Origin of the sequence: Methylobacterium sp. WL6 (genome assembly GCF_008040095.1) — a bacterium.
Lineage (GTDB): Bacteria > Pseudomonadota > Alphaproteobacteria > Rhizobiales > Beijerinckiaceae > Methylobacterium.
Genome location: NZ_VRVH01000006.1, coordinates 19890 through 42588, shown reverse-complemented (window position 1 = coordinate 42588; position 22699 = coordinate 19890). Strand labels below are relative to the sequence as shown.

The following is a 22699-nucleotide window of genomic DNA, read 5'->3' as shown; positions in this document are numbered from 1 at the left end:
GGTCAGTGCCCGGCCGGCGCCGGCTGACCCGGCTGGAGCCAGATCTTCAGCGCGTCGAGCCAGCCGGCAGGCAGCACGACCCAGCTCGGCAGGGCGGGCAGGACGTTGGCGGCCGAGCCGTTCCAGCGGCCGGCGAGGGTCTGGCGGCTTTCCGCATCCATCTCGCGGATCTTCAGGTCGAGGATCTTCTCCTGGATCGGCAGCGTCTGCATCTGCGCCTGAGCCGACTGGGCGTTCTTCATCGCCACGAAGGTCAGGTCGATCGCCTTCTGGATCTCGGGGTTGTCGAAGGTCAGACCCTCGGCGTAGCCGAGCGTCGTCACCGTGATCCCCATCGGCTCGTAGACGCGCCGGACCTCCTTCTCGACGGCCTCGATGATCGCGGCCTTGCCGTGGATCGCCTCGTCGGTGGTGCGGCGGCCGAACTCATTGGCCATCGCCGCCTGAACGGTGCGGTGGACGTTCTCGTCGACCACCTCGGCCAGCGACTTGCCCTGGATCACGCTCGCGAAGTTCACCTGCGGGTCGCTCGCGTTGCCGCCGGTGGCGCGCGCGCCGAACCAGTAGACGAACTTGCTCGCATCCTCCTCCTTCACGAAGGCCGAGACGACGACGCCGGTGCGCAGGGTCACCGATTCCGCGGTCTCGAAGCGGATGCCCTGGTCCTTGGCCGAGGTGCCGCGATCGGTCGAACTCACCCATTCGCGCGAGACCGGCGACCGGTCGACGAGCATCAGCCGCGCGGCGGGCACGTAGTAATCGTATGCCCAACCGGGATTGCGGATCAGCGTGTGCGGGATCTGGACCCGCTTCATCGCGACCTTGCGCTCGTTCAGGAACTGCTCGGACATGAAGGCCGCCTGGCCGGACTTCGATTCGCCGACCTCGGGGATGAGGAAGGCGGTCTGGTTCGGTAGGACCTCGACGAATTCCGGGTAGTCGCGGGTGTCGTAGTAGGCCTGTGCCGGCTCGGGCTGCGCCTCGACCAGCAAGCCCGCGACCGCGAGCCCGGCATATCCGGCCCCGCGCCGTCCGACGCACCAGATCGCGGCGATCAGGGCCAGAGACAGGATTGCCGCGAACGGGCCGGCGCCGTTCAGGGCCGTCGCGGCCCAGGCGGTCTCGGCCGCCGGCCAGTCGGCATCCTGGAACTGGCGGGCCGCGATGCGCCCGGCCCCCGCGGCGCCGAGCCGGTCGCCCGGCCCTGCACGCAGGACGAAGACATCCGTGCCGACGACGAGCGTCGTCAACGCGATACGAAGCGTGGTGCTCATGGATGGGGTCTGCAGCGAGACGTGAGATGCCCCAGATGGCCTGGGGCCGTCACTGTGGGCGGAGGGCACGCCGGAGTCTCGCCGGGGCCGCGTCGCGCGGTGCTCGCCGACCGGGATGGCGGCGAACGACAGTGATCATCGCGCCGCGTCGTGTGCGCCGCAACACCAAAGCGACAGGCGGAGCGTGCGGCGCGGACAACGAAGCCATGCGACCCTTGCAGGTCGCCGGCCTCACCGGCCGAGGGACGGGCCGCCGGCCGCGCCGCCGGTGCCAGGCGGTCCGCTGGTCGGCGTCCCGCCGATGTTCACGCTCGGGGTGGTACCGGGCACGGACGAGTTGCTCGGGTTGGCCTCGTTGCCGCGGGTGATCGGGCTCGGGCCGAGGTCGCGCGCTCCGCCGCCGACACCGCCGGTGCCGGGAGGGGCGGTGACGCCGGTATTGCCGGCGCCGCCCGTGACGATCTGTGCCGAGGCGGGACCGCTTAGGAGAACTCCGAGCGCGGAGGCGAGTGCGATCGTCAAGCGTGTCATCGGGCCGTCCATTTCATGAGAGGTCGCACGGCAACGGACAGAAGCAGGCGCGGTTCATCCGAAACCCGGGGGATTCGGCAGGTCGACCACCGGCCTATCCTCGGCGGCATCACTGCGTGGGCGCTCGGGTCGCTGTTCGATGGCTGGCACCGCTTCTCGACCGGTCGACGGGGTTGCCCTAGGCTCCGGCGATACGAGGATGTCCGGCATGCGAGGGCACGGGGTGAGGGGCGTGCGTTTCCCGAAGCGATCACGTCCGTCGGCCCCGCCGTCGACGTTCTCTGCGGTGCTCGTGGCGGTGGTCGCCCTCGTGCCGGCGGCGTCCGCGGCGCCGCGCGGGGACGGATCTCGGCACGTCGTCGTGAAGTACGGCCTCAGCTTCCTCAATCTCGGCGTCGGCACCGCGGATCTCACGGCCGACCTCACCCCCGAGCGCTACGCGATCGGCCTCACCGGGCGCCTCACCGGTCTCGCCGGCTGGTTCTTCCAGGGCGACGGCACGGCGCGGTCGAGCGGGCGCCTGTCGCCGGCCGGCGCGGTGCCGAGCACCTTTCGGATCGACAGTCGCTACGGCACCGCACCGGTGCGCGTGCTGGTGACGTTCGATGCCGGCACCGTCCGCAAGGCGGAGGTCGAGCCCGAGCCGCAGCCGAAACCCGATCGCGTCCCGGTCACCGCCGCCGACACGACCAACGTCACCGATCCGATCGGCATGCTGGCGGTGCAGGTCGGCCCCGGCCCGCTGGTCCCCGCCATGTGCGATCGGCGCATCCCGGTCTTCGACGGCGCCGCCCGCGCCGACATCGCGCTGTCGCGCGGCACGGTGGTCCAGGTCGCCGCCGGGCCCTACCGCGGGGCCGCGCTCGAGTGCCGGATCCGCTGGATCCCGGTGGCGGGCCACCGCGCCAAGGGCTCGTCCGTGCGCCGGATGTCGGAGAACGACGACATGCGCGTGCGCCTCGCCCCGATCACGGAAGCCGGGCTGCTGCTGCCGCTCTCGATCGCCGTCGGCACCGGCTGGGGCACGGCGCGCATCGAGACGACGAGCTGGAATGCCGCGCCGGCCAAACCCGCCCACGCGGATCCATGAGGCCGGCTCGGGGCTTTCGGCATCGCGGCCCATGTTCGGACCCGGCGCCCCGAACGTCGGACGAAGGCCGCAGGAGGACGATGAGATGCGACGCCCACCCTTTGCGATCCGATCGCTCGCGGCCCTGGCGATGATCGTCCTCCCGGTCGCGGGCATGCCCCGCGCCCAGGCTCAGACCGTCGCGGCGCCGCCGTCCGGCTCCGCGGCGGCGACGCCCGACAACGCGATCCTGCTCACGGTCTTCCTGAAGCACGACCAGTCGCGTCCGCTGGCCGAGCTGAACGCGCAGCTCACCCGGCAGGGGTTCTACAAGGCCTTCCCGCCGCCCGGCATCGAGGTGGTGTCGTGGAACGTCGTGATGGGCATCGGCCAGGTCATCGTCCTGCGCCTGCCGGCGAACCGGATCCGCGAGATCAACCGCGTGCTGGAGGATACTGCCTGGGGCGCCTACCGGACCGAGTTCTACCCGACCTACGATTACAGGGCCGTCGGCCTCGGCGAGCACGAGAAGGCGCAGTAGGCCGCACCGATGACGACCGGTCAGGCCCGGCTTCGGCTCGGGCCACGGCGTTGAGGGCCGCTCTCGCGAGCGTCGTCGCAGACGTCTTGCGCTCCCCGCGGGCGTCCCTCGCCGATGCCCGCCGGCGGCATCGGCGCGGCGGACACGTCGCGCGGCGGATCGCCCGATGCGGCATCTCGAGCCGATGTTTCAGACCGGACTTGGTCTGGCTCCCTGTCCGTGGCATAATCGGCGCATGAGCGATACATCAACGAACATCCATCCGTACTCCCTGGAGATCATTCCCCCGAAGGCCGACGGCGGCTCGTATCAGTGGGCCATCCGCAAGAATGGCAAGCTGACCCAGCGCTCCGACCGGAGCCTGCCGAGCGAGGCGAAGGCCCGCGAGAGCGGCCTCGGCCAGATCGAGAAGCTGCTGTCGGGCGTCGGCGACCGCTAAGGCCCACGACCCTTCGATTTGCGAGACAGGAACGGCGCGGCCCCCCAGGGTCCGCGCCGTTCCGCTTTCCGGGCGTCGTCGTCGCCGCATCCCCGGGCCGGACGACAGGGTTCGACCGCAGGACGGTTGCCATGTCCGCCCCGGCGCCAATGTAAGGCTCATGCTCGAAACGAACCGCCAAGCCCAGACCATCGTCGCCAAGCCGGACGCGCCGCCGACCCTCGACGCGCTGACGCGCCAGCGCCTCGGGCGCCATCTCCAGGCGCTCTACGAGCCGGTGATCGACGAAGCGCTCGATCCACGCCTGGCCGAATTGATGCGGCAGCTCGACGACGATCGACAGGGCGGTTCCTGACGCCGCGTTCCGAAGCGGGGGGAACGCTGCGCTCCGTCATCGGTACGGAACGTCCGACGCTTGCATGGTGCGTCGCAACGTACTATTGGTGCGTTGCGGGATAGCGATGGCGTCGCGGTCCTGCTGCCCATTTTGGGCGTTTCCTCCCTAGACTTCGGGCCGCTCCTTTCGGGGCGGCCTTTTTTCTGTCCGGGCCGTCGCGTCGACCGGAGACGACATGTCCTGGCAAGCACGCTGATGCGCGATCCGGCGGACGGCGTTATCCTCGTCCGGCCGAAGCTGCGATCCGAACCTCGGTCCAACGGAGCGGATGCCCGGCCCCACCGCGTGCGAGGGACTCGACGCATGAGCAACGTGATTCGTCCCACCTTCGGCAGCCAGCCGCAACCCGTCGACGCGGAGTCCGACGAGGCGGCCTATCAGCCGCTTCGGGTCTACGGCGAGGCCGCCGGCCACGTCGTCGCCCTGGTCGAGGATCCCGACGCGCCGGCCGGCGCCGTGCTCAAGGTCGTGGTCGGGCCGCTTTCGGGAAACATCGTCGAGGCCGTCGCGGTCCTACCCCGGACGGAGGCCGGCGAGATCGATGCCGAGCTCGTCGGCATGGCGGTGCTGCGCACCCTCGCGCTGATGGATTAGGGCGTCGGCCCGGGAAAGCCGCCCTTGCCGGTGTGCCGAGACGCGGCATCCGCATCCCCAAAGGCGCGGCGATCGGGTAGCGTGTCGCCCGATCGGAGGACCGAACGGCAACCTCCCCCATCCCGGCCACGGACGGGTCGAACCCCATGCCAGCCCTCGGCCCGTTGCGCGACCGCCTCGGGGCGGCCCCGGCGCTCCACGATCCGGACACCGCCGCCGCCCGGCTCGGCGACGTCGAAGCCGCATTCCCGGCGGGGTTCCTCACGCTGCCCCTGCGGGCGCTGCTCCTTGGGATCGCCGACCATTCCCCGTTCCTGTGGCGGCTGATCGCACAGGCGCCGGAGCGCTTCGCCGCCCTGGTCGAGAAGGCCCCGGAAGCGTCCGACGCGGCGATCACAGCGCGCCAGCGCGCCGCCGGGCGCGCGGGCGGCACGAAGCCGGACCTCGTCGCGATCGGGCGAGCGCTCCGGTGGAACCGGGCGGAGCATGCGCTGCTCGTCGCGCTGGCCGATCTCGGCGGGCTCTGGGACCTCCCGACGGTGACGAAGGCTCTGTCGGACTTCGCCGACGCGTCCGTCGGCGCCGCGGCCGACGCGCTCCTGCTCCAGGCGGCCGGGGCGGGGAAGCTGCATCCGCCCGACCCGGGCGACCCGCAGGCCGGTTCGGGGCTCGTCGTCCTCGGCCTGGGCAAGCTCGGCGGGGGCGAACTCAACTATTCCAGCGACATCGACCTGATCGTGTTCTTCGACGCCGCCCGCGTGCCGCTCGCCGACGGCGTCGAGGCGAAACCCTTCTTCGCCAAGGTCGCGCAGGGCATCGCCAAGCTGTTGGAGGAGCGCACCGCCGAGGGCTACGTCCACCGGGTCGATTACCGACTGCGGCCCGATCCCGGCTCGACTGCGGTGGCGCTCTCCACCGATTTCGCCTTCGACTACTATCAGTCGCTCGGCCAGAACTGGGAACGGGCCGCCTTCATCAAGGCTCGGCCGATCGCCGGCGATCGCGAGGCCGGCGCGCGCTTCCTGGCCGAGCTGAGGCCGTTCATCTGGCGCAAATACTTCGACTTCGCCGCCATCGCCGACATCCACGCGATGAAGCGCCAGATCCACGTGGTGCGCGGGCACGAGGCCCTCGCCGTCGGCGGCCACGACATCAAGCTCGGCCGCGGCGGCATTCGCGAGATCGAGTTCTTCGTCCAGACGCAGCAGCTGGTCTTCGGCGGGCGGCGCCCGGAGCTGCGCGGCAGCCGGACGGTGCCGATGCTGGGCCGCCTCACCGACGCCGGCTGGATCACCGAAGCCGCACGGGACGAATTGCACGCGGCCTACGCGTTCCTGCGCACGATCGAGCATCGCCTGCAGATGCGTCGCGACGAGCAGACGCAGCGCCTGCCGCTCGAGCCGGACGATCTCACCGCCTTCGCACGCTTCTGCGGCTTCGCCACGCGTGCGGCGTTCGAGGCGGCGCTCCTGCACCATGCCGGCCGTGTCCAGGCCCATTACGTGCTGCTGTTCGAGACCGCGCCGAGCCTCTCGGCCGAGGTCGGCGACCTCGTCTTCAGCGGCAGCGAGGACGATCCCGCGACGCTGGCCACGCTTTCGGCGCTCGGCTTCGCCGAGCCGGCGCGCACGATCGAGACCGTGCGCGGCTGGCATTTCGGCCGGCGCCCTGCGGTGCGCACCGCCCGCGCGCGCGCCGTCCTGACCGAGCTGCTGCCCAGCCTGCTCCAGGCGCTCGGCGGCACGGCGGAGCCGGACGCGGCGCTGAACACCCTCGACCACGCCTTCGGCCGGATGCCGGACGCGGCCGAGCTGCTGACGATCCTGCTCGCGCACGAACGCCTGCGCCTGCTGTTCGCCGACATCCTCGGCACCGCGCCGCGCCTCGCGGCGACCGTCGGGAGCGGCCCGCACGTGCTCGACGCGGTGCTCGATCCCGACTTCGTCCTGCCGACCACCGATGCGGGGGCGATCGCCGCGCAGTACCGGGCGCTGGTCGGCAGCCCGGGGGACCACGAGACCTTCCTCGACCGCAGCCGCGACGCGGCCCGGCAGCTGCGCTTCGTCACCGGAGCGCGGCTGCTCTCGGGCATCCTGTCGGCGGCCCAGGCCGGCGAGGCCTATTCCGGGATCGCCGAAGCCGCGGTCGCCGCCAGCCTCGCGGCGGTCGAGCGCGGGTTCGCGGCGGAATACGGCGCAGTGCCGAAGGGGCGCTGCGCGATCCTCGCCGTCGGCCGCCTCGGCTCGCGCCAGCTCACGGCGGATTCCGACCTCGACCTCATCGTCGTCTACGATTTCGACCCCGAGGACCGCACCACCACGGGCCCGAAGGCGATCGACGCGGTGGTGGCCTACAACCGCCTCGCCCAGCGGCTCTACGCGGCGCTGACCGTCCAGACCCGGCGCGGCGGCCTCTACGCCGTCGACCTGCGCCTGCGGCCGGGCGGCGAGCACAGCCCGACCGCGGTGCAGGTGCGGGGCTTCGTCGCCTATCACCAGGACGAAGCCGAGATCTGGGAGCACATGGTGCTGACCCGGGCGCGCGTGATCGCGGGCGATGCCGGCCTCGGCGGCGAGATCGCGGCGCGCATCCGCGAGACCGTGGCGCGGCCGCGCGACGCGACCGCGGTGTGCGCGGCGGTGCGCGACATGCGCGGGCTGGTCGCCCGCGAGAAGGGCCATCGCGGGCCGCTCGACCTGAAGCTGGCGCCGGGCGCCCTGCTCGATCTCGAGTTCCTGGCCCAGGCCCTCGTGCTCGGCCACGCGCAGGCCGATCCCGATCTGGTCGGCGCCACCGCCGACGCGGTGCTGGAGCGGGCCGGCGCCCGCGGGATCCTGCCCATCGACACCGCAACCCGGCTCGCCGACGCCTATCAGCTGTTCGACACGGTGCATCATTGGCAGCGGCTGGTCGGCGCGGACGGGTCGGCGCCGTCGCGCGGCGCGCTGGCCCGCATGGCCACGGCGATGGGCGTCCCAAGTGCCGAGACCCTGGTCGCGCAGATTCAGGCCGAGCGGCGCGCGACGCGTAAGATCCTTCTCGCTCTTCGACGCCCGAAGCACTGACGTCGCCGCATCGTTCGACGCCGAACGACTTTGCCGAGCTTCAAGGCGGGTATCGTAGGTTGTGGAAATCTGCCACAACCTTGACCGCTCGGCATCACCACTGGTGTCGCGCGGTCGGAGACCATCGTGAACGACGCACCGCGCCCCACCGACCTGAGGACCCTCGCCACAGCGGCACCCGGGGCGGGGCAGCGCCGGTTCGCCGGCCTCGCCTGCGCGGCCTTCACCGCGCTGTCCTTCGCGCTGCTCCCGGTCGCAGGCCGCCCGATGGCCCCGATGCCGGGCTTCGTGGCGAGCTATCAGTCCGCGCTCGTCGTCGTCTACGCGGTGACCACCGTGCTGTTCTTCGCGCAGTACGGCCGCACCCGCTCGGTGCCGCTGCTGGTGCTCTCGGCAGGCAGCCTCTACGTGACGCTGATCGTCGCGGTTCAGCTTCTCAGCTTTCCGAACGTGTTCGGTGCCGACCGCATCCTCGGCTCGAGCCCGGCGACGACGACGTGGCTCTGGACCCTGTGGCATCTCGGGCCGCCGCTGTTCGCGCTCCCCTACGCGATCATGGAGGGCGACGGCCGTACGAGGCTGATCGCACCCGACCGATCCGCGCGTGCCGGGATCGCCACGGCGATCGGCGTCGCGGCGGCGGTAGCCGGCCTGAGCTACCTCGTGGTCGCCCATGTCGATCGGCTGCCGACGACGGTCGTCGGCGAAGACTACTGGGCGCTGACCACCTCCGGCATCGGGCCGGCGGTCGTCGCGCTCACCCTGGCCTCGCTGGCGATCCTCTGCTGGACGACGCGCCTGCGCAGCCTGCTCCAGCTCTGGCTCGCGGTCTCGCTGTTCCTGCTGCTCCTCGACAACCTGGTGACGCAGACGGGCGCGGCGCGCGGCACCGTCGGTTGGTTCGCCGGGCGGATCGAGGCGCTGATATCGGGCGTCGTCGTCCTGTGTGCCTACCTGCGCAAGGTCGATCTGCTCTACGGCCACGCCGAGCGCATCGCCGAGGCGCGCGAGCGCCAGCGCGCCGACCTCCAGGCCGCACGCGACCACCTCGCCATCGCGCTGGACGCCGCCGACATGGGCGACTGGGAGTTCGACCTCGCCGCCGGCGCCTCCCGCCGGAGCCTGCGCCATGATGCGATCTTCGGATACGACGCCCTGCAGCCGCGCTGGGACGTCGCGACGACCCTCGCCCACGTCGTCCGCGAGGATCGCGACGTCGCGGAGGCGGCCTTCGCCGCCGTCGCCGCCACCGGATCGCTCGACCTGCAATGCCGCATCCTGCGCGCCGGCGACGGCGCGACGCGCTGGATCGAGCTCAAGGGCCGGGCGGCGCGGGACAAGGCCGGCCGGGCGACCGGCCTCGCCGGAATCGTCGTCGACGTCACCGCCCGCCAGGACGCGGACGAACGCCTGTATCAGGCTCAGAAGATGGAGGCGATCGGCCAGCTCACCGGCGGCATCGCGCACGACTTCAACAACCTGCTGACCATCGTCATCGGCAACCTGGACATGATCGTCCGGTGCCCGGGCGACGCGCAGCGGGTGGAGCGCCTCGCCGGCTCGGCGATGACCGCGGCGCGGCGCGGCGCCGAGGTGACCGAGAAGCTGCTGTCCTTCTCGCGCCGGCAGGTGCTGCGGCCCGAGACGGTCAACCCGAACCGCCTGCTGAAGGATTTCCACACCCTCCTGCAGCGCGCCGTCGGCGAGACCATCGCCGTCGAATTCGACCTCGACCCCGCGCTCGATCCGGTGCGGCTTGACCCCGGCCAGTTCGAGAGCGCGATCCTCAACCTCGCGGTCAACGCCCGCGATGCGATGCCGTCCGGCGGCCGCCTTCTGATCCGGACCGAGAACCTGACCGTGACGGGCGAACCGGGTGCCGCGCCGCCGGAACTCGCGCCCGGGCACTACGTCCACGTCGCGGTCAGCGACACCGGCCTGGGCATGGAGGCCGGCACCGCTTCGCGCGCCTTCGAGCCGTTCTTCACCACGAAGGAAGTCGGCAAGGGCACCGGCCTCGGGCTGAGCCAGGTCTACGGGTTCGCGCGCCAGGGCGGCGGGCAGGTCGTGCTGCAAAGCGAGGTCGGCACGGGCACGACCGTGTCGATCTACCTGCCGCATTCGAAGGAGCAGCCCGCATCGGCCCGTCCCGAGGCCCCGATGCCGCTGCGCCGAGCGACCGACGGCGAGGTGATTCTCGTGGTCGAGGACGAGCCGGCGGTGCTCGACATGGCGGTCGAGAGCCTGAGCGAGCTCGGCTACCGCACCCTGACCGCGACCCGTGCCGCCGAAGCGCTCGCCCGCCTGCAGGGGCCGGAGCGGGTCGACATCCTGTTCTCCGACGTGGTGATGCCGGGCGGCATGAACGGGGTACAGCTCTCCGTCGCAGCGCGTCGCCTCCGGCCGGACCTGCGCGTGTTGCTCGCCTCCGGCTACACGGCGTCCGCGTTCGGCGAGGACGGCCTGCCGGCCGACCTGCCCCTGCTCAACAAGCCCTACGGCCGCGAGGATCTGGCCGACAAGCTGCGGGTGGTCATGGGGCGGCGCTGAGGCGCGCCCGGCGGTCGAGGAACCACGCCAGCGCGATCATCGCCGCGAGGCCGCCGAGGTTGACGCTCACCTGCAGCGGCCAGCTCGGCCCGAAGGTGCGGTAGCTGATCCGCCCGATCAGCGCCGCGAGGCAGCCCAGCGCGAACACTTCGAGCGAATGGCGCCCGCACCATTCGAGCGGCCGCAGGCGCGGGCTCGTCGCGAGGCGGTGGAGCACGGGAGAGCCGAACAGGAGGTAGATCAGCGCGAGGATGTGCAGGAGCCGCAACGGCGAGACCCGGGCCTTGTCCGGCACCGCCATTTCGAACGGCCTCATATCGGGCAGGCCGAAGACGTCCCAGGGGACGGCCTGGAACAGCGAGACGGCGAGATAGGCCCAGCACGCCGCCGTGAGCCAGGCGCGGCGCGGCAGCAGTCCGTCGCCGGCCGCGACCATCACGGCGAGCGCCATCCCGATCGCGAACAGGAACTGCCAGGCGAACGGGTTGAAGTACCAGCCGTCGTCGGCCGCCGCGTTCGGCAGGTTGAGGGCCGGGTCGAGGTTGGCCAGCACCCAGACCAGGCCCGACAGGCTCAGCACCGCCCAGACGCTGCGGCGGATGCCGGCATAGTAGAGCGGAAACGCCGCCAGCAGCACGATGTAGAGCGGCAGGATGTCGAGGTAGTTCGGCAGGGCGTTGAGCAGGAGCCCGCGCCACAGGCCGGACCACAACCCCATCTGCAGCAGCGGCGCGACCCCGAAGCGCGGGACGAGGCCGGTCGCGTCCATCCAGGCGCGCACGATCAGCAGGGTGGCGAGCAGCAGGCCGGCCTGGAACACGTAGATGCGCAGGCACCGCATCGCGATCCGCTTCAGGGTCTCGGGCACGCCCGCCCGCCGGAACAGGCCGCCATAGGCCACCGTCGCCGAGTAGCCCGCAAACAGAACGAACAGCTCCGCGGCATCCGAGAAGCCGAGATTGTGTGGCGTGATCAGCGCCGGCGCGTTGTTCGGGATGTGGTCGATGAAGATGATCAGCAGGGCGAGGCCGCGCAGGACGTCAACGCGCGGGTCGCGCTTGCGCGACGCAGGTGCGGGATCGGTCACGCGGACAATCGGAGGAGGGCGCAGGGCATCGGCATCTCGGAAGGCGTCGCCGCATGCTCTCGCACGCGGCGGGCCGGTCGAGCCAGCGCGCATCGCGGCGGCGCAGGCGCGATCCGATCACGATCGAACGACGGCCGGCCGGAGCGTCCGCGGGAGACGGCCGCAAAGCGGTCTCCGCGTGAGCCGGCCGTGTGCGGCCCCTACATCGCCAAGGCGCAATCGCGCCTAGCGTTTCAACCGCTTTGCGCGGAGCGGCGTCGGGGCCGAATGACAGAAAGCGGCAGGATAATACGTTTCGCAGGCCTCTTCAGGTCTGGTATATTGCATACCTGTTGAATCGATGCATGATGCAGACACGCGAACAGAGAGTCGCAGGCGGAGGAGACCGGGATGGAACGTCAGGACGCCCCTGCGGCGAAATGGTGGCAGCTCGCCTTCGGCGTGCTCTGCATGGCGATGATCGCCAACCTTCAATACGGCTGGACGCTGTTCGTCGACCCGATCGACGCGGACCACCATTGGGGCCGGGCTTCGATCCAGCTCGCCTTCACCGTCTTCGTCGCCACCGAGACCTGGCTCGTGCCGGTCGAGGCCTGGTTCGTCGACAATTACGGCCCCAAGGTCGTCGTCGCCTTCGGCGGCGTGATGATCGCCCTGGCCTGGGTGATCAACGCCTACGCGGGATCGCTGCCGGTGCTGTATCTCGGTGCGGTGGTCGGCGGCATCGGCGCCGGGTCGGTCTACGGCACCTGCGTCGGCAACGCGCTGAAGTGGTTCCCGGATCGCCGGGGCCTCGCCGCCGGCGCCACCGCCGCCGGGTTCGGCGCGGGCGCCGCGATCACCGTTGTGCCGATCGCGAAGATGATCGCCTCGAGCGGCTACCAGAGCGCGTTCCTCACCTTCGGCCTGATCCAGGGCGCGGTGGTGGTGTTCCTCTCGATCTTCCTGCGCAAGCCGAGGCATGCCGGGCCGATCCAGCGCCGGCGCCACAACCTGCCGCAGAGCCAGGTCGACCGCACCCCGAGCGAGACCGTGCGCACCCCGGTGTTCTGGGTGATGTACGCGATGTTCGTGATGGTCGCGGCCGGCGGCCTGATGGCGGCGGCGCAGATCGCCCCGATCGCCCACGACTTCCACGTCGCCGACGTGCCGGTGAGCATGCTCGGCCTGACCATGGCGACGCTCACCCTGGCGATCTCGCTCGACCGGATCTTCGACGGGTTCGGCCGGCCGTTCTTCGGCTGGGTCTCGGACCAGATCGGGCGCGAGAACACGATGTTCATCGCCTTCTCGACCGCCGCGGTCGCGGTGCTGCTGCTCCTGAGCTACGGCACCACCCCGGCGGTGTTCGTGCTGGCGACCGCCCTCTACTTCGGCGTGTTCGGCGAGATCTACTCGCTGTTCCCCGCCACCTGCGGCGACACGTTCGGCTCGAAGTTCGCCACCAGCAATGCCGGGCTGCTCTACACCGCGAAGGGCACCGCCTCGTTCCTGGTGCCGTTCGGCAGCCTGATCGCCGCGGCGTACGGCTGGTATGCTGTGTTCGGCATGATCGTCGCCCTCAACCTCGCCGCGGCGGCGCTGGCGATCTTCGTCCTGAAGCCGATGCGGAGCCGCTACCTCGCCCTCGACGCCACGCTGCCGGTGCCGAAGGCCGAGCCCGTCCGGATCGCCTGAGTCGGCGGGTCCGTCGCTTCAGGGCCCGCCCCCTTCGACGATCGCTCGATCGACCCGCGCGCGGCGCGGATCCTGCGACCAGCCATCCGGGGCCGAGGCCCCGGAGCGGCCCAACATCCATCCATTCGGGAGGCCGAGATGTCCGCACGCGCCCAAGTCATCGATATGCACACCGCCGACGTCAACATGGCCGAGGCCGACACGCAGCCGGCGCTGACCGACGGCTTCCACCTCGTCATCGACGCGCTCAAGCTCAACGGCATCACCACGATCTACGGGGTGCCCGGCATCCCGATCACCGATCTCGGGCGCCTCGCCCAGGCCGAGGGCATCCGGGTGATCTCGTTCCGGCACGAGCAGCATGCCGGCAACGCGGCCGCGATCGCCGGCTTCCTGACGAAGAAGCCGGGCATCTGCCTCACGGTCTCGGCGCCGGGCTTCCTCAACGGCCTGACGGCGCTCGCCAACGCCACCACCAATTGCTTCCCGATGATCCTGATTTCGGGCTCCTCCGAGCGCGAGATCGTCGACCTGCAGCAGGGCGACTACGAGGAGATGGACCAGCTCGCCATCGCCAAGCCCCTGTGCAAGGCCGCCTTCCGCGTGCTGCACGCCGCCGACATCGGCATCGGCGTCGCGCGCGCGATCCGCGCCGCCTGCTCGGGCAGGCCCGGCGGCGTCTACCTCGACCTGCCGGCCAAGCTGTTCGCGCAGGTGATGGACGCGGAAGCCGGCGCAAAGTCGCTTGTGCAGGTGATCGACCCGGCTCCCGCCCAGATCCCGGCGCCGGAGGCGATCGCGCGCGCGCTCGCGGTGCTGAAAGGCGCCGAGCGCCCCCTGATCATTCTGGGCAAGGGCGCCGCCTACGCGCAGGCCGACGCGGCGATCCGCGAGCTCGTCGAGAGCAGCGGCATTCCCTACGTGCCGATGAGCATGGCCAAGGGCCTCCTGCCCGACACCCATCCCCAGTCGGCCGGCGCGGCGCGCTCGACGGTGCTGAAGGAGGCCGACGTGGTGCTCCTGATCGGCGCCCGCCTGAACTGGCTGCTCTCGCACGGCAAGGGCAAGACCTGGGGCGCGCCGGGCTCGAAGAAGTTCATCCAGATCGACATCGAGCCGCGCGAGATGGACTCGAACGTCGAGATCGTGGCGCCTGTGGTCGGCGACATCGGCTCCTGCGTCGCGGCGCTGCTCGACGGGATGAAGGGCGGCTGGCCGGCGCCGCCCGCCGCCTGGACCGACACGATCAAGGCGAAGAAGGACGCCAACATCGCCAAGATGGGCCAGCGCCTCCTGAAGAACTCCACGCCGATGGACTTCCACGGCGCGCTCGGCGTGCTGCGCACCATCATCAGGGAGCGGCCGGACGCGATCCTCGTCAACGAGGGCGCCAACACCCTCGACCTCGCCCGCGGCGTCATCGACATGTACCAGCCGCGCAAGCGCCTCGACGTCGGCACCTGGGGCATCATGGGCATCGGCATGGGCTTCGCCGTGGCGGCGGCCGTCGAGACCGGCAAGCCGGTGCTCGCGGTCGAGGGCGACTCGGCCTTCGGCTTCTCGGGCATGGAGGTCGAGACGATCTGCCGGTACGAGCTGCCGGTCTGCATCGTGGTGTTCAACAACAACGGCATCTACCGCGGCACCGACGTGAACCCCTCGGGCGCCGCCGACGTGGCGCCGACCGTGTTCGTGAAGGACGCGCGCTACGACAAGATGATGGAGGCCTTCGGCGGCGTCGGCGTCCACGTCACGACGCCGGACGCGCTGCGCGAGGCGGTCAACACGGCGATGGATTCGGGGCGGCCGACCCTGATCAACGCGGTCATCGACCCCGCCGCCGGCACGGAGAGCGGCAACATCGGCAGCCTCAACCCGCAGAGCACCGTGAAGCGGAAGTGAGGCGAACAGATCGGGGCTCGTAACCCGTCGATCGACGCCGAGCCCGTCATTCCGGGCTCGGCTTCGCAGCCCCGGAATGACGGGCTCGGCGTCAACGGCCTTCCGGGTTCTTCGGCGAGAACACGATGATCGACCCTCGCCTCATCGGCCGGATCGCCTTCGCGCACCGGCTGCCGACGCGGCCGCCGCTGGCGCCGGGGCGGCACGCGCTCGGGCTGTTTGCGGAGCGGGACGCGATCCTGCAGGTGCCGCGTGGCATCGACCCGCGCAGGCCGACGCCGCTCGTGGTGCTGTTTCACGGCGGCGGGGGCAGCGCCGAGAAGATCCTGCCGATACTGGAGGCGCATGCGGAGACGCGCCGCTTCCTGCTGCTGGCGCCGCAATCGCTGTTCCCAACCTGGGACCTGGTCATCGCCGGCCACGGGCCCGACCGCGAGCGCCTCGAAGCCGCGCTCGCCGAGGTCGGTTCGCGGTTCCTGCTCGATCCGGCGCGGCTGGCCTTCGCGGGGCATTCGGACGGCGGCAGCTACGCCCTCTCATCGGGCCTGACCAACGGCGACGTCGTCACCCACGTCATCGCCTCGTCCGCCGGCTTCCTCAGCGTGCAGGTCCAGGCCGGCGCGCCGCGGATCTTCGTCTCGCACGGCATCCGGGACGCGCAGATCGCGGTCGGCCATGGCGGGCGCAGCCACGCCGCCCAGCTGGAGCGGGCCGGCTACGACGTCACCTACGTCGAGTACGACGGCCCCCACGCCTACGATCCGGCCGTGGTTGCGCAGGCAGTGGCGTTCTTCCTCGGCGAGCCGAGCCCGCCCTGACGTCGCGGCGGATCAGGCCGGCGCGACGGCGAGTGCGCGGAGCGCCGGCGCGTCGGCCCTTGGCCGTTCCGCGTCGGTGAGCAGCGCCGCCACGAGGTCGCCCTGCGAGACGATCCCGACGAGGCGGTCGTCCGGCCCGACCACCGGCAGGTGATGCAGGCCGAGGCCCGACATCTGCAGAACCACCTCGCCGATCGGGCTTTCCGGCCGCAGGGTGACGACCGGGCTGGTCATGATGTCCTCGACGCATCCGTGGGGGGCACGCCCGCGCGATGCGGTCAGGCGCAGGCGGCGCCCGAGCCCGAGTCGCGGGCCGCGCCGGTCCCAGGCCGCCTTGTCGAGGAGGTCGGTCTGCGTGACGATGCCGACCACGCGGGCGCTCTCGTCGGTGACGGGCAGGACCTTGATGTGGTGGCGTCGGAGCAGGGCAAGGGCGTCCATCAGCGGGGCGCCGGGCGCGATGGCGACGACGTCGCGGGTCATGATCGCGGCGCAGTCGGTCTGCCCCGAGCGCCGGCGGTAGGAGCGGATCTGCGCCTGGCGCAGGATCGCCTCGAGGTCGCTCCGGCCGACGTCGAGGAGCTGGTCGAAGTCCTCGAGCGCCGCGTCGAGGTCGGCGGAGGTGAAGCCGAGCGGTGCGGTGGCGGGCTCGGCGCCGATCCGGCCGGGCGAGGCGGCAACCGCGTGATGCGGATAGGGCCGGCCCGTCAGGTTGTTGAACAGCAGCGCCGAGGCCAGCAGCAGCAGCGAGTTCGCGCCGACCGGCCAGAGCACGAAGCCGTAGCCGAGGTCGTGGATCGCCGGGCCGCCGAGGACCGCGGTGAGCGCGACCGCGCCGCTCGGCGGGTGGACGCAGCGCAGCGCCATCATCAGGCCGACAGTGCCGGCGATGGCCAGCGCCGCCGCGGAGACCGGATCGGGCACGAAGGTCGCGACGCTCACGCCGACCAGGGCCGCGACGAGGTTTCCCCCGATGATCGACCACGGCTGCGCCAGAGGGCTCGCCGGCACGGCGAACAGCAGCACCGCCGAGGCGCCCATCGGCGCGATCAGGAAGGGCAGGGCGGTGGTCGGTCCCAGCGCCCAAGCGCCGAGCACCCCGGTGACGAGGATGCCGAGCATCGCGCCGAGTGCCGACCGGATGCGCTCGCGGACGCTGAGCGGCGTCGCGGCCGGAACGAACCGGTGCCACAGGGCCTGCATGGATCCGAGCCTTTGCATGTTTCAGCGCCGCGCCACGCCTACACCCACCGAGGCCGTCGTCTTCGCACGGCCGACGGGACGAGGCACGGGTCCCTTCTCCCATGGGGAGAAGGACAGGATGAGGGGCGTGAGCTTTCCGGAGAGGTCACGCCCCTCACCCCAACCCTCTCCCCTTGGGAGAGGGGGCCGTCTGGTGCTTCGCGCGACCCATCCAGTCGTTCTCACGCGAAAACGGCGGAAGCCGCCCCCGCGTCCTGTGGGACCGGAAGCGGCTTCACAGAGCGTCGGACCGCTCAGACCGCGCGGGCCTGATGCAGCTCCTCGATCTGCTGCTGGGTGTAGCCGAGGTCGACCAGCACCTCGTCGGTGTGCTCGCCGAGCAGCGGCGAGGACTTGATCTCGACCGTCATGTCCGAGAATTTGATCGGGCTTCCGACCGTCAGGTACGAGCCGAGATGGGGGTGGGGCACCTCGACGACCGTGCCGCTGGCGCGCAAGGACGGATCGACCGAGATCTCCTTCATCGACATCACCGGGGCGCAGGGGATGTCGAACTTGCGCAGGATGTCGACCGCCTCGAACTTGGTCTTGTCGGCAAGCCACTCCTCGATCGTGCCGAAGATGTCCATGATCTTGTCCTGGCGGGCGGACGCGGTCTTGTAGGCCGGATCGTCGATCCACTCCTCCTTGCCGATCGCCCGGCAGATCGGGGCCCAGGCATGGCCCTGGATCGTGAAGTAGATGTAGGCGTTCGGGTCGGTCTCCCAGCCCTTGCACTTGAGCACCCATCCGGGCTGGCCGCCGCCGCCGGCATTGCCGCCGCGCGGCACCACGTCCGTGAACGTGCCGTGCGGGTATTGCGGATACTCCTCGAGATAGCCGAGCGCATCGAGCCGCTGCTGGTCGCGCAGCTTCACGCGGCAGAGGTTCAGCACCGAATCCTGCATCGACACGGCGACCTTCTGGCCCTTGCCGGTCTTGTTCTTCTGGTGGAGCGCGGTGAGGATGCCGATGGCGAGGTGCATGCCGGTGTTGGAATCGCCGAGGGCCGCCGCGCTGACCGTCGGCGGCCCGTCCCAGAACCCGGTGGTCGAGGCGGCGCCGCCGGCGCACTGGGCGACGTTCTCGTAGACCTTGAGGTCCTCGTAGTGGTGGCCGTCGGAGAAGCCCTTCACCGAGGCGACGATCATGCCCGGGTTGAGCTCGTTGATCCGCGGCCAGGAGAAGCCCATCCGGTCGAGGGCGCCGGGGCCGAAATTCTCGACGAGCACGTCGGATTCGGCGATCAGCTTTTCCAGCACCTGCTTGCCCTCGGGCGTCTTGGTGTCGAGGGTCAGCGAGCGCTTGTTGGAGTTTAGCATCGTGAAGTAGAGCGCATCCGCGCCCTCGACGTGCCGCAGCTGGTTGCGGGTGACGTCGCCGGAGCCGGGGCGCTCGACCTTGATCACGTCGGCGCCGAACCAGGCCAGCAGCTGCGTGCAGGCCGGCCCGGCCTGGACGTGGGTGAAGTCGATGATCTTGATCCCCTCGAGTGGCTTGCTCATCGTCGGCTTTTCCTCTCTTGCGTGGATGGGTGGCGACGCCGACCCTCGATCGGTGCCGCGTTCGGCGAGCGGAGACCGGGCTCTTCTGCGGAGCCTCGATCCGCGGTCACGTTGCTTTCGGCCGGATGCCGTCTTGCTTGCGAAATCCGGCCTTGATCTCGAGGACGTCGGCTGTTCCCGGCGGCGGACCGCCGAACGCCGTCGTCAGGCTTCCAGCTCGGCGAGGCGGCGCCGCATCGCGCGCTCCGCGTTCCAGCGTTCCGTCTCGTCGCGGATCACGGCGGTGATGCCGGTGACGTTCTCGTCAGCGTCGAACAGCATGCTGACCGTGAAGGCGATCGACATGGCGCGGCCGTCCTTGTGCAGGGCCGGCACCCGCAGCACCTCGGCGCCGTAGCGGGTGACGCCGGTGCGCATGGTCTTGCGGTAGCCCTCCCAGTGCCGGTGCCGGTGGCGATCGGGGGTGATCAGGTCGAGCGATCGCCCGAGCGCCTCCTCCGGCGTGAACCCGAAGATGCGCTCGGCGGCGGCGTTCCACACCACGATCGCCCCCTCGGGATCCGAGACCACGATCGCGTCGCCGGCGTTCGAGACCAGTTGTTCGAAGTCGATCGCCGCAGACATGAAGGACGCTCATCAATCCTGGACTCGTCGTCCACCGCCGATCGTCGATCCGCGAGGGTCGTCGTCGGTCGCGCGGGCCGCGGAGCACGCGACGACGCGGACCCTGATCGGGATCGAGGTCAGCGGTCGGGAATTCGGCCGGGCATGGAAGCTCTCCCTGCGGCGGAGCCGGGCCACGCTCGCAATCGCCGAGACGATCCGTCAAGGGCTCGATTCCTTATTTGGTATTTGGTATGCCAGAGCAGAAATCGCGTCAAGGCACGCGATGCCCGCGCCGCCTCGCTTCGGTTTCAAGTCGCGGATCTGTCAGCCGACCGGGCTCGAACCACGGAACGCCGGTGCCGATCGCAACATTCGGCAGCACAGGGAGCAATGCGATGACGCCGGCGCCGAGCATCACGATCAGCCAGGTCGGCGATTACGTCTTCACGGTGGATTTCGGCAAAGCATTGCCGGCCTTGCGCGTGGACGAGGCGGAGCCGATCGGCGGCGGGACCGGCCCCCATCCGGAACAGCTGCTGATCGCCGGCGTGGCGAACTGCCTGTGCGCCAGCCTGGTCTTCGCGCTGGGGAAGTTCCGCCAGGACGGCAAGGGCGTATCCGCGGAAGCCACCTGCCGGATCGCGCGCAACGAGGCCGACCGCCTTCGGATCGTCGGCATCGACGTGCGGATCGCGCTCGGCGCCGCAGCCGCCGACATGCCGCGGATCGACCGGGTGCTCGACCAGTTCCAGCGGTTCTGCACGGTGTCGGAGAGCGTGAAGCTCGGCATTCCCATCGCCGTCTCGGTGCACGACGGCACCGGCACGGCGTTGACCTGACGGCGGCCCCGCGGAGCGGGAGCGCGGCGCCCACCACGAGAGGAGATGCGATGTCGGACATGCACAGGGCGGGCGCCGAGGCGCCGGAGGCGTTGGCCCGCCTGTTCAACCAGCGCGCCAATGCCGGCGACGTCGAGGGGCTCGTCGCGCTCTACGAGCCCGATGCGGTGCTCGCCGCGGGCCGCGTCGTCGCCACTGGGCACGCGGAGATCCGCGCCTTCTACGCCGACCTGCTGTCCCGCCGCTCGGACTTCCCGGCCGCGGACGTGCTGCCGCCGCTGCGCAACGGGCCGATCGCGATGACGTTCGCGCGGCTGCCCAACGGCACGATCTCCGCGGAGACCGCGCGCGAGCAGTCGGACGGGACGTGGCGCTGGGTGATCGACCAGCTGAAGATCAAGCCGTCCGAAGGTCAGGCCCGGTAATACGCGCGATACCAGCGCACGAACCGCTCGACGCCGGCCTCGATCGGGGTCGACGGCGCGAAGCCGACGGCGGCGGAGAGGTCGTCCACGTCGGCGAAGGTCGCCGGCACGTCGCCGGCCTGCATCGGCAGCATCCGCCGGACCGCCTTCACGCCGAGGCAGCCTTCCAGCACGTCGATCAGGTGGAGCAGCTGCACCGGCTGGTTGTTGCCGATATTGTAGAGCCGGTAGGGCGCGGCGCTCGTGCCCGGGTCGGGGCGTGCACCGTCCCAGCCCGGGTTCGGCGCGGCGATGCGCTCACCGATCCGCACCACCCCGTCGACCACGTCGTCGACGTAGGTGAAGTCGCGCTGCATCAGCCCGTTGTTGAACACCGAGATCGGCTCGCTTGCGAGGATCGCCCGGGTGAACAGGAACAACGCCATGTCGGGCCGGTACCAGGGGCCGTAGACCGTGAAGAAGCGCAGGCCCGTGGTCGGCAGACCGTAGAGGTGGCTGTAGGAATGGGCGAACAGCTCGTTCGCCTTCTTGGTCGCCGCGTACAGGCTGACCGGGTGGTCGACGTTGTCGTGGATCGAGAACGGCATCTTGGTGAGCGCGCCGTAGACCGAGCTCGACGAGGCGTAGACGAGGTGCACGCAGCCGTGATGGCGGCAACCTTCGAGGATGTTCAGGAATCCGTCGACGTTGCTGCGCGCGTAGGCGCGCGGGTTCTCGAGCGAGTAGCGCACGCCCGCCTGCGCCGCGAGGTGGACCACGAGCCGGAAGCGGTGCTCGGCGAACAGCGCATCGACGGCATCGGCCTCGGCGATGTCGAGCTTCAGGAAGCGGAAGTTCGGATGGGCCTCGAGCCGTGCGAGCCGCGCCTGCTTCAGGCCGACGTCGTAATAGGCGTTGAGGTTGTCGATGCCGATCACCGGCCGGCCGGCCGCGAGGTAGCGCTCGGCGACGTGGTACCCGATGAACCCGGCCGCCCCGGTGATCAGTACCGGATCCATGAGCGTCCCCCTTCGTGCGGCCGCATCCGCGGTCCGAAGCTGCGCCTCCCTAGACCATTTCCAGCGCTTGGTGGATGCCGTCGCGGAACGGGATCGATGTCGCGTCCGACGCGGGGAGCCGCGCCGGCGGCGGCCTGCGCGGAGCGCGTCCGCACGGGGGTGGAATACCGAGTTCGATCACCAACCGTGAGTAGAGCGAGCCGATCGGATCGTCGCTCCCGCGGAAACGCTTCCCGGCGGAGGAACCCCGACGCGACGGCGACGGTTCACCAGCGTACGCCGATGCTGAATCGGGCAGCGGCGCCGTTCGAGGCGGGGGCTCCGCCTCCGCAGACGACCCAAGGACTTCCCCAATGAAGAAACTGTTCCTGATCGCCGCGTCGCTGACGCTCATGTCCGCGACCGCCTTCGCCCAGGGAAACTCCCCCTACAACTCGTCCGGCTCCCAGGCCGGCGGCCCGCGCGGCGGCATGGAGCGCGCGATGGGTGCGCCGGGCGGCACGCCGGAGATGGGCTCGTCGATGCGCCCCGGCATGCGTCCGATGGCGCGTCCGATGATGCGCCACCAGCGCCGCCACCGCATGATGCATCACCGTCGCCACCGCATGTGATCGGTTCGACGTTCGCGCGAAAGGCCGCCCGAGAGGGCGGCCTTTTTCATTTCCGGGATCGCTTTCCGGCCGGCATCGACCGGACGTCGGCCGAAAAAGTCACGGGGCGGCGAGCGCCGGGCGCTGGTCGGCGCAGATGCCCCCAGCCCTCGTGTAACCCCATCGCCTGGTGCGCCTCCCGGTCGGCCGCGCTTCGGTGCCTGGCAACGGCCGCGCAGAGGCAGCCACCCACGGCCGCGAAGGTGAGGATCAGCGTCGTGAACGGCTTGTCAGGGGGCGCCCATGCCGCGGTCTCGGCGTCGGTCACGACGCGGCGGGCATTCTCCGCGACGTCGCGATGGACGCCGCGATCGGGAAAGGCGTCGCCCTGCAGGCCCTGCATCTGACGACGCCGGTGTCGCCCGATCCGGCGTCGAATTCCACCGACGCGTGGTGTCGGGCAGAGGCGCGATCGGTCCCCATCCCCGATCGCCGGCCGGCTTTCGAACGCGCATGCACGGAACCGGGCTTCGCTTTCGCGACGCCGCGG

The 22699-nt window shown here is 70.7% G+C and carries 21 protein-coding genes; 13 read left to right on the top strand and 8 right to left on the bottom strand.

All coding sequences use genetic code 11. The features are described from left to right. Positions 1-2: 2 nt before the first annotated feature. A complete protein-coding gene (locus FV230_RS01895; RefSeq protein WP_147841011.1) occupies positions 3-1274 on the bottom strand; it encodes an SPFH domain-containing protein in 1272 nt (423 codons plus the stop codon). 231 nt (positions 1275-1505) lie between these two features. Next, positions 1506-1805, bottom strand: a complete 300-nt coding sequence (locus tag FV230_RS01890; protein ID WP_147841010.1) for a hypothetical protein — start codon at positions 1803-1805, stop codon at positions 1506-1508. Between the two features lie 286 nt (positions 1806-2091). Here FV230_RS01890 and FV230_RS01885 point away from each other — a divergent pair, with 286 nt between their 5' ends. The 7 genes from FV230_RS01885 to FV230_RS01855 all read left to right on the top strand — a co-directional run bounded on the left by FV230_RS01885 (position 2092) and on the right by FV230_RS01855 (position 10460). Next, positions 2092-2895 carry a DUF3108 domain-containing protein gene (locus FV230_RS01885; protein ID WP_246694686.1) on the top strand — a complete coding sequence of 268 codons (804 nt, stop codon included), beginning with the start codon at positions 2092-2094 and terminating at the stop codon, positions 2893-2895. 130 nt (positions 2896-3025) lie between these two features. Next, positions 3026-3415: a hypothetical protein gene (locus FV230_RS01880; protein WP_210248608.1), complete on the top strand. Its 390-nt coding sequence runs from the start codon at positions 3026-3028 to the stop codon at positions 3413-3415. Positions 3416-3650: 235 nt separating this feature from the next. Then, on the top strand, positions 3651-3854 hold the full coding sequence (locus FV230_RS01875) for a hypothetical protein (protein WP_147726737.1): 204 nt from the start codon (positions 3651-3653) through the stop codon (positions 3852-3854). 160 nt (positions 3855-4014) lie between these two features. Then, positions 4015-4209: a hypothetical protein gene (locus tag FV230_RS01870; RefSeq protein WP_147726735.1), complete on the top strand. Its 195-nt coding sequence runs from the start codon at positions 4015-4017 to the stop codon at positions 4207-4209. A gap of 345 nt (positions 4210-4554) precedes the next feature. Continuing rightward, positions 4555-4845 (top strand): hypothetical protein, encoded by a 291-nt coding sequence (locus FV230_RS01865; protein WP_147841008.1) that lies wholly within the window; start codon positions 4555-4557, stop codon positions 4843-4845. A 146-nt stretch (positions 4846-4991) separates the two neighbouring features. Beyond that, the gene (locus FV230_RS01860) at positions 4992-7910 is read left to right on the top strand and encodes a bifunctional [glutamine synthetase] adenylyltransferase/[glutamine synthetase]-adenylyl-L-tyrosine phosphorylase (RefSeq protein ID WP_147841007.1); all 2919 of its coding nucleotides are present in this window, start codon (positions 4992-4994) and stop codon (positions 7908-7910) included. Between the two features lie 126 nt (positions 7911-8036). Beyond that, complete coding sequence (locus FV230_RS01855; RefSeq protein WP_147841006.1) at positions 8037-10460, top strand: MASE4 domain-containing protein; 2424 nt, start codon at positions 8037-8039, stop codon at positions 10458-10460. Here FV230_RS01855 and FV230_RS01850 read toward each other — a convergent pair. Then, a complete protein-coding gene (locus FV230_RS01850; protein WP_246694685.1) occupies positions 10444-11547 on the bottom strand; it encodes an OpgC domain-containing protein in 1104 nt (367 codons plus the stop codon). The genes FV230_RS01855 and FV230_RS01850 overlap by 17 nt on opposite strands. A gap of 390 nt (positions 11548-11937) precedes the next feature. On the opposite strand from FV230_RS01850, the gene oxlT reads away from it, so the two are divergent. From oxlT to FV230_RS01835, 3 genes are all read left to right on the top strand, one after another. Beyond that, positions 11938-13224 carry an oxalate/formate MFS antiporter gene (gene oxlT, locus FV230_RS01845; protein ID WP_147726225.1) on the top strand — a complete coding sequence of 429 codons (1287 nt, stop codon included), beginning with the start codon at positions 11938-11940 and terminating at the stop codon, positions 13222-13224. Positions 13225-13362: 138 nt separating this feature from the next. Then, the gene (oxc, locus tag FV230_RS01840; RefSeq protein ID WP_147841004.1) at positions 13363-15126 is read left to right on the top strand and encodes an oxalyl-CoA decarboxylase; all 1764 of its coding nucleotides are present in this window, start codon (positions 13363-13365) and stop codon (positions 15124-15126) included. A 125-nt stretch (positions 15127-15251) separates the two neighbouring features. Beyond that, the gene (locus FV230_RS01835; RefSeq protein WP_147841003.1) at positions 15252-15944 is read left to right on the top strand and encodes an esterase; all 693 of its coding nucleotides are present in this window, start codon (positions 15252-15254) and stop codon (positions 15942-15944) included. A gap of 12 nt (positions 15945-15956) precedes the next feature. Here FV230_RS01835 and FV230_RS01830 read toward each other — a convergent pair whose 3' ends face one another. From FV230_RS01830 to FV230_RS01820, 3 genes are all read right to left on the bottom strand, one after another. Then, positions 15957-17147: an HPP family protein gene (locus tag FV230_RS01830; RefSeq protein ID WP_147841002.1), complete on the bottom strand. Its 1191-nt coding sequence runs from the start codon at positions 17145-17147 to the stop codon at positions 15957-15959. Positions 17148-17440: 293 nt separating this feature from the next. Further along, positions 17441-18691: a formyl-CoA transferase gene (gene frc, locus FV230_RS01825; protein ID WP_147841001.1), complete on the bottom strand. Its 1251-nt coding sequence runs from the start codon at positions 18689-18691 to the stop codon at positions 17441-17443. A gap of 204 nt (positions 18692-18895) precedes the next feature. Beyond that, positions 18896-19315: a PAS domain S-box protein gene (locus FV230_RS01820; RefSeq protein WP_147841000.1), complete on the bottom strand. Its 420-nt coding sequence runs from the start codon at positions 19313-19315 to the stop codon at positions 18896-18898. A 377-nt stretch (positions 19316-19692) separates the two neighbouring features. On the opposite strand from FV230_RS01820, the gene FV230_RS01815 reads away from it, so the two are divergent. Together FV230_RS01815 and FV230_RS01810 are read left to right on the top strand one after the other, a co-directional pair. Then, complete coding sequence (locus FV230_RS01815; protein WP_147840999.1) at positions 19693-20136, top strand: OsmC family protein; 444 nt, start codon at positions 19693-19695, stop codon at positions 20134-20136. Positions 20137-20186: 50 nt separating this feature from the next. Then, positions 20187-20561, top strand: coding sequence for a nuclear transport factor 2 family protein (locus FV230_RS01810; RefSeq protein ID WP_147840998.1), 375 nt, complete (start codon positions 20187-20189; stop codon positions 20559-20561). Here the strand turns inward: FV230_RS01810 and FV230_RS01805 are convergent. Continuing rightward, complete coding sequence (locus FV230_RS01805; RefSeq protein ID WP_147840997.1) at positions 20549-21559, bottom strand: NAD-dependent epimerase; 1011 nt, start codon at positions 21557-21559, stop codon at positions 20549-20551. The two genes, FV230_RS01810 and FV230_RS01805, sit on opposite strands and share 13 nt — an antisense overlap. A gap of 353 nt (positions 21560-21912) precedes the next feature. Here FV230_RS01805 and FV230_RS01800 point away from each other — a divergent pair, with 353 nt between their 5' ends. Then, positions 21913-22170: a hypothetical protein gene (locus FV230_RS01800; RefSeq protein ID WP_147726234.1), complete on the top strand. Its 258-nt coding sequence runs from the start codon at positions 21913-21915 to the stop codon at positions 22168-22170. 46 nt (positions 22171-22216) lie between these two features. Here the strand turns inward: FV230_RS01800 and FV230_RS01795 are convergent, their stop codons facing one another. Continuing rightward, positions 22217-22552, bottom strand: coding sequence for an SRPBCC domain-containing protein (locus tag FV230_RS01795; protein WP_147840996.1), 336 nt, complete (start codon positions 22550-22552; stop codon positions 22217-22219). Positions 22553-22699: the final 147 nt, after the last annotated feature.

What these genes read in the sequence shown, in the direction of transcription:
- FV230_RS01895 (WP_147841011.1), bottom strand. Translation starts at nt 1,274, where the DNA reads ATGAGCACCACGCTTCGTATCGCGTTGACGACGCTCGTCGTCGGCACG.
- FV230_RS01890 (WP_147841010.1), bottom strand. Translation starts at nt 1,805, where the DNA reads ATGACACGCTTGACGATCGCACTCGCCTCCGCGCTCGGAGTTCTCCTA.
- FV230_RS01880 (WP_210248608.1), top strand. Translation starts at nt 3,026, where the DNA reads ATGATCGTCCTCCCGGTCGCGGGCATGCCCCGCGCCCAGGCTCAGACC.
- FV230_RS01875 (WP_147726737.1), top strand. Translation starts at nt 3,651, where the DNA reads ATGAGCGATACATCAACGAACATCCATCCGTACTCCCTGGAGATCATT.
- FV230_RS01870 (WP_147726735.1), top strand. Translation starts at nt 4,015, where the DNA reads ATGCTCGAAACGAACCGCCAAGCCCAGACCATCGTCGCCAAGCCGGAC.
- FV230_RS01865 (WP_147841008.1), top strand. Translation starts at nt 4,555, where the DNA reads ATGAGCAACGTGATTCGTCCCACCTTCGGCAGCCAGCCGCAACCCGTC.
- FV230_RS01860 (WP_147841007.1), top strand. Translation starts at nt 4,992, where the DNA reads ATGCCAGCCCTCGGCCCGTTGCGCGACCGCCTCGGGGCGGCCCCGGCG.
- oxlT (WP_147726225.1), top strand. Translation starts at nt 11,938, where the DNA reads ATGGAACGTCAGGACGCCCCTGCGGCGAAATGGTGGCAGCTCGCCTTC.
- oxc (WP_147841004.1), top strand. Translation starts at nt 13,363, where the DNA reads ATGTCCGCACGCGCCCAAGTCATCGATATGCACACCGCCGACGTCAAC.
- FV230_RS01835 (WP_147841003.1), top strand. Translation starts at nt 15,252, where the DNA reads ATGATCGACCCTCGCCTCATCGGCCGGATCGCCTTCGCGCACCGGCTG.
- FV230_RS01830 (WP_147841002.1), bottom strand. Translation starts at nt 17,147, where the DNA reads ATGCAGGCCCTGTGGCACCGGTTCGTTCCGGCCGCGACGCCGCTCAGC.
- frc (WP_147841001.1), bottom strand. Translation starts at nt 18,691, where the DNA reads ATGAGCAAGCCACTCGAGGGGATCAAGATCATCGACTTCACCCACGTC.
- FV230_RS01820 (WP_147841000.1), bottom strand. Translation starts at nt 19,315, where the DNA reads ATGTCTGCGGCGATCGACTTCGAACAACTGGTCTCGAACGCCGGCGAC.
- FV230_RS01815 (WP_147840999.1), top strand. Translation starts at nt 19,693, where the DNA reads ATGACGCCGGCGCCGAGCATCACGATCAGCCAGGTCGGCGATTACGTC.
- FV230_RS01810 (WP_147840998.1), top strand. Translation starts at nt 20,187, where the DNA reads ATGTCGGACATGCACAGGGCGGGCGCCGAGGCGCCGGAGGCGTTGGCC.
- FV230_RS01805 (WP_147840997.1), bottom strand. Translation starts at nt 21,559, where the DNA reads ATGGATCCGGTACTGATCACCGGGGCGGCCGGGTTCATCGGGTACCAC.
- FV230_RS01800 (WP_147726234.1), top strand. Translation starts at nt 21,913, where the DNA reads ATGAAGAAACTGTTCCTGATCGCCGCGTCGCTGACGCTCATGTCCGCG.
- FV230_RS01795 (WP_147840996.1), bottom strand. Translation starts at nt 22,552, where the DNA reads ATGCAGGGCCTGCAGGGCGACGCCTTTCCCGATCGCGGCGTCCATCGC.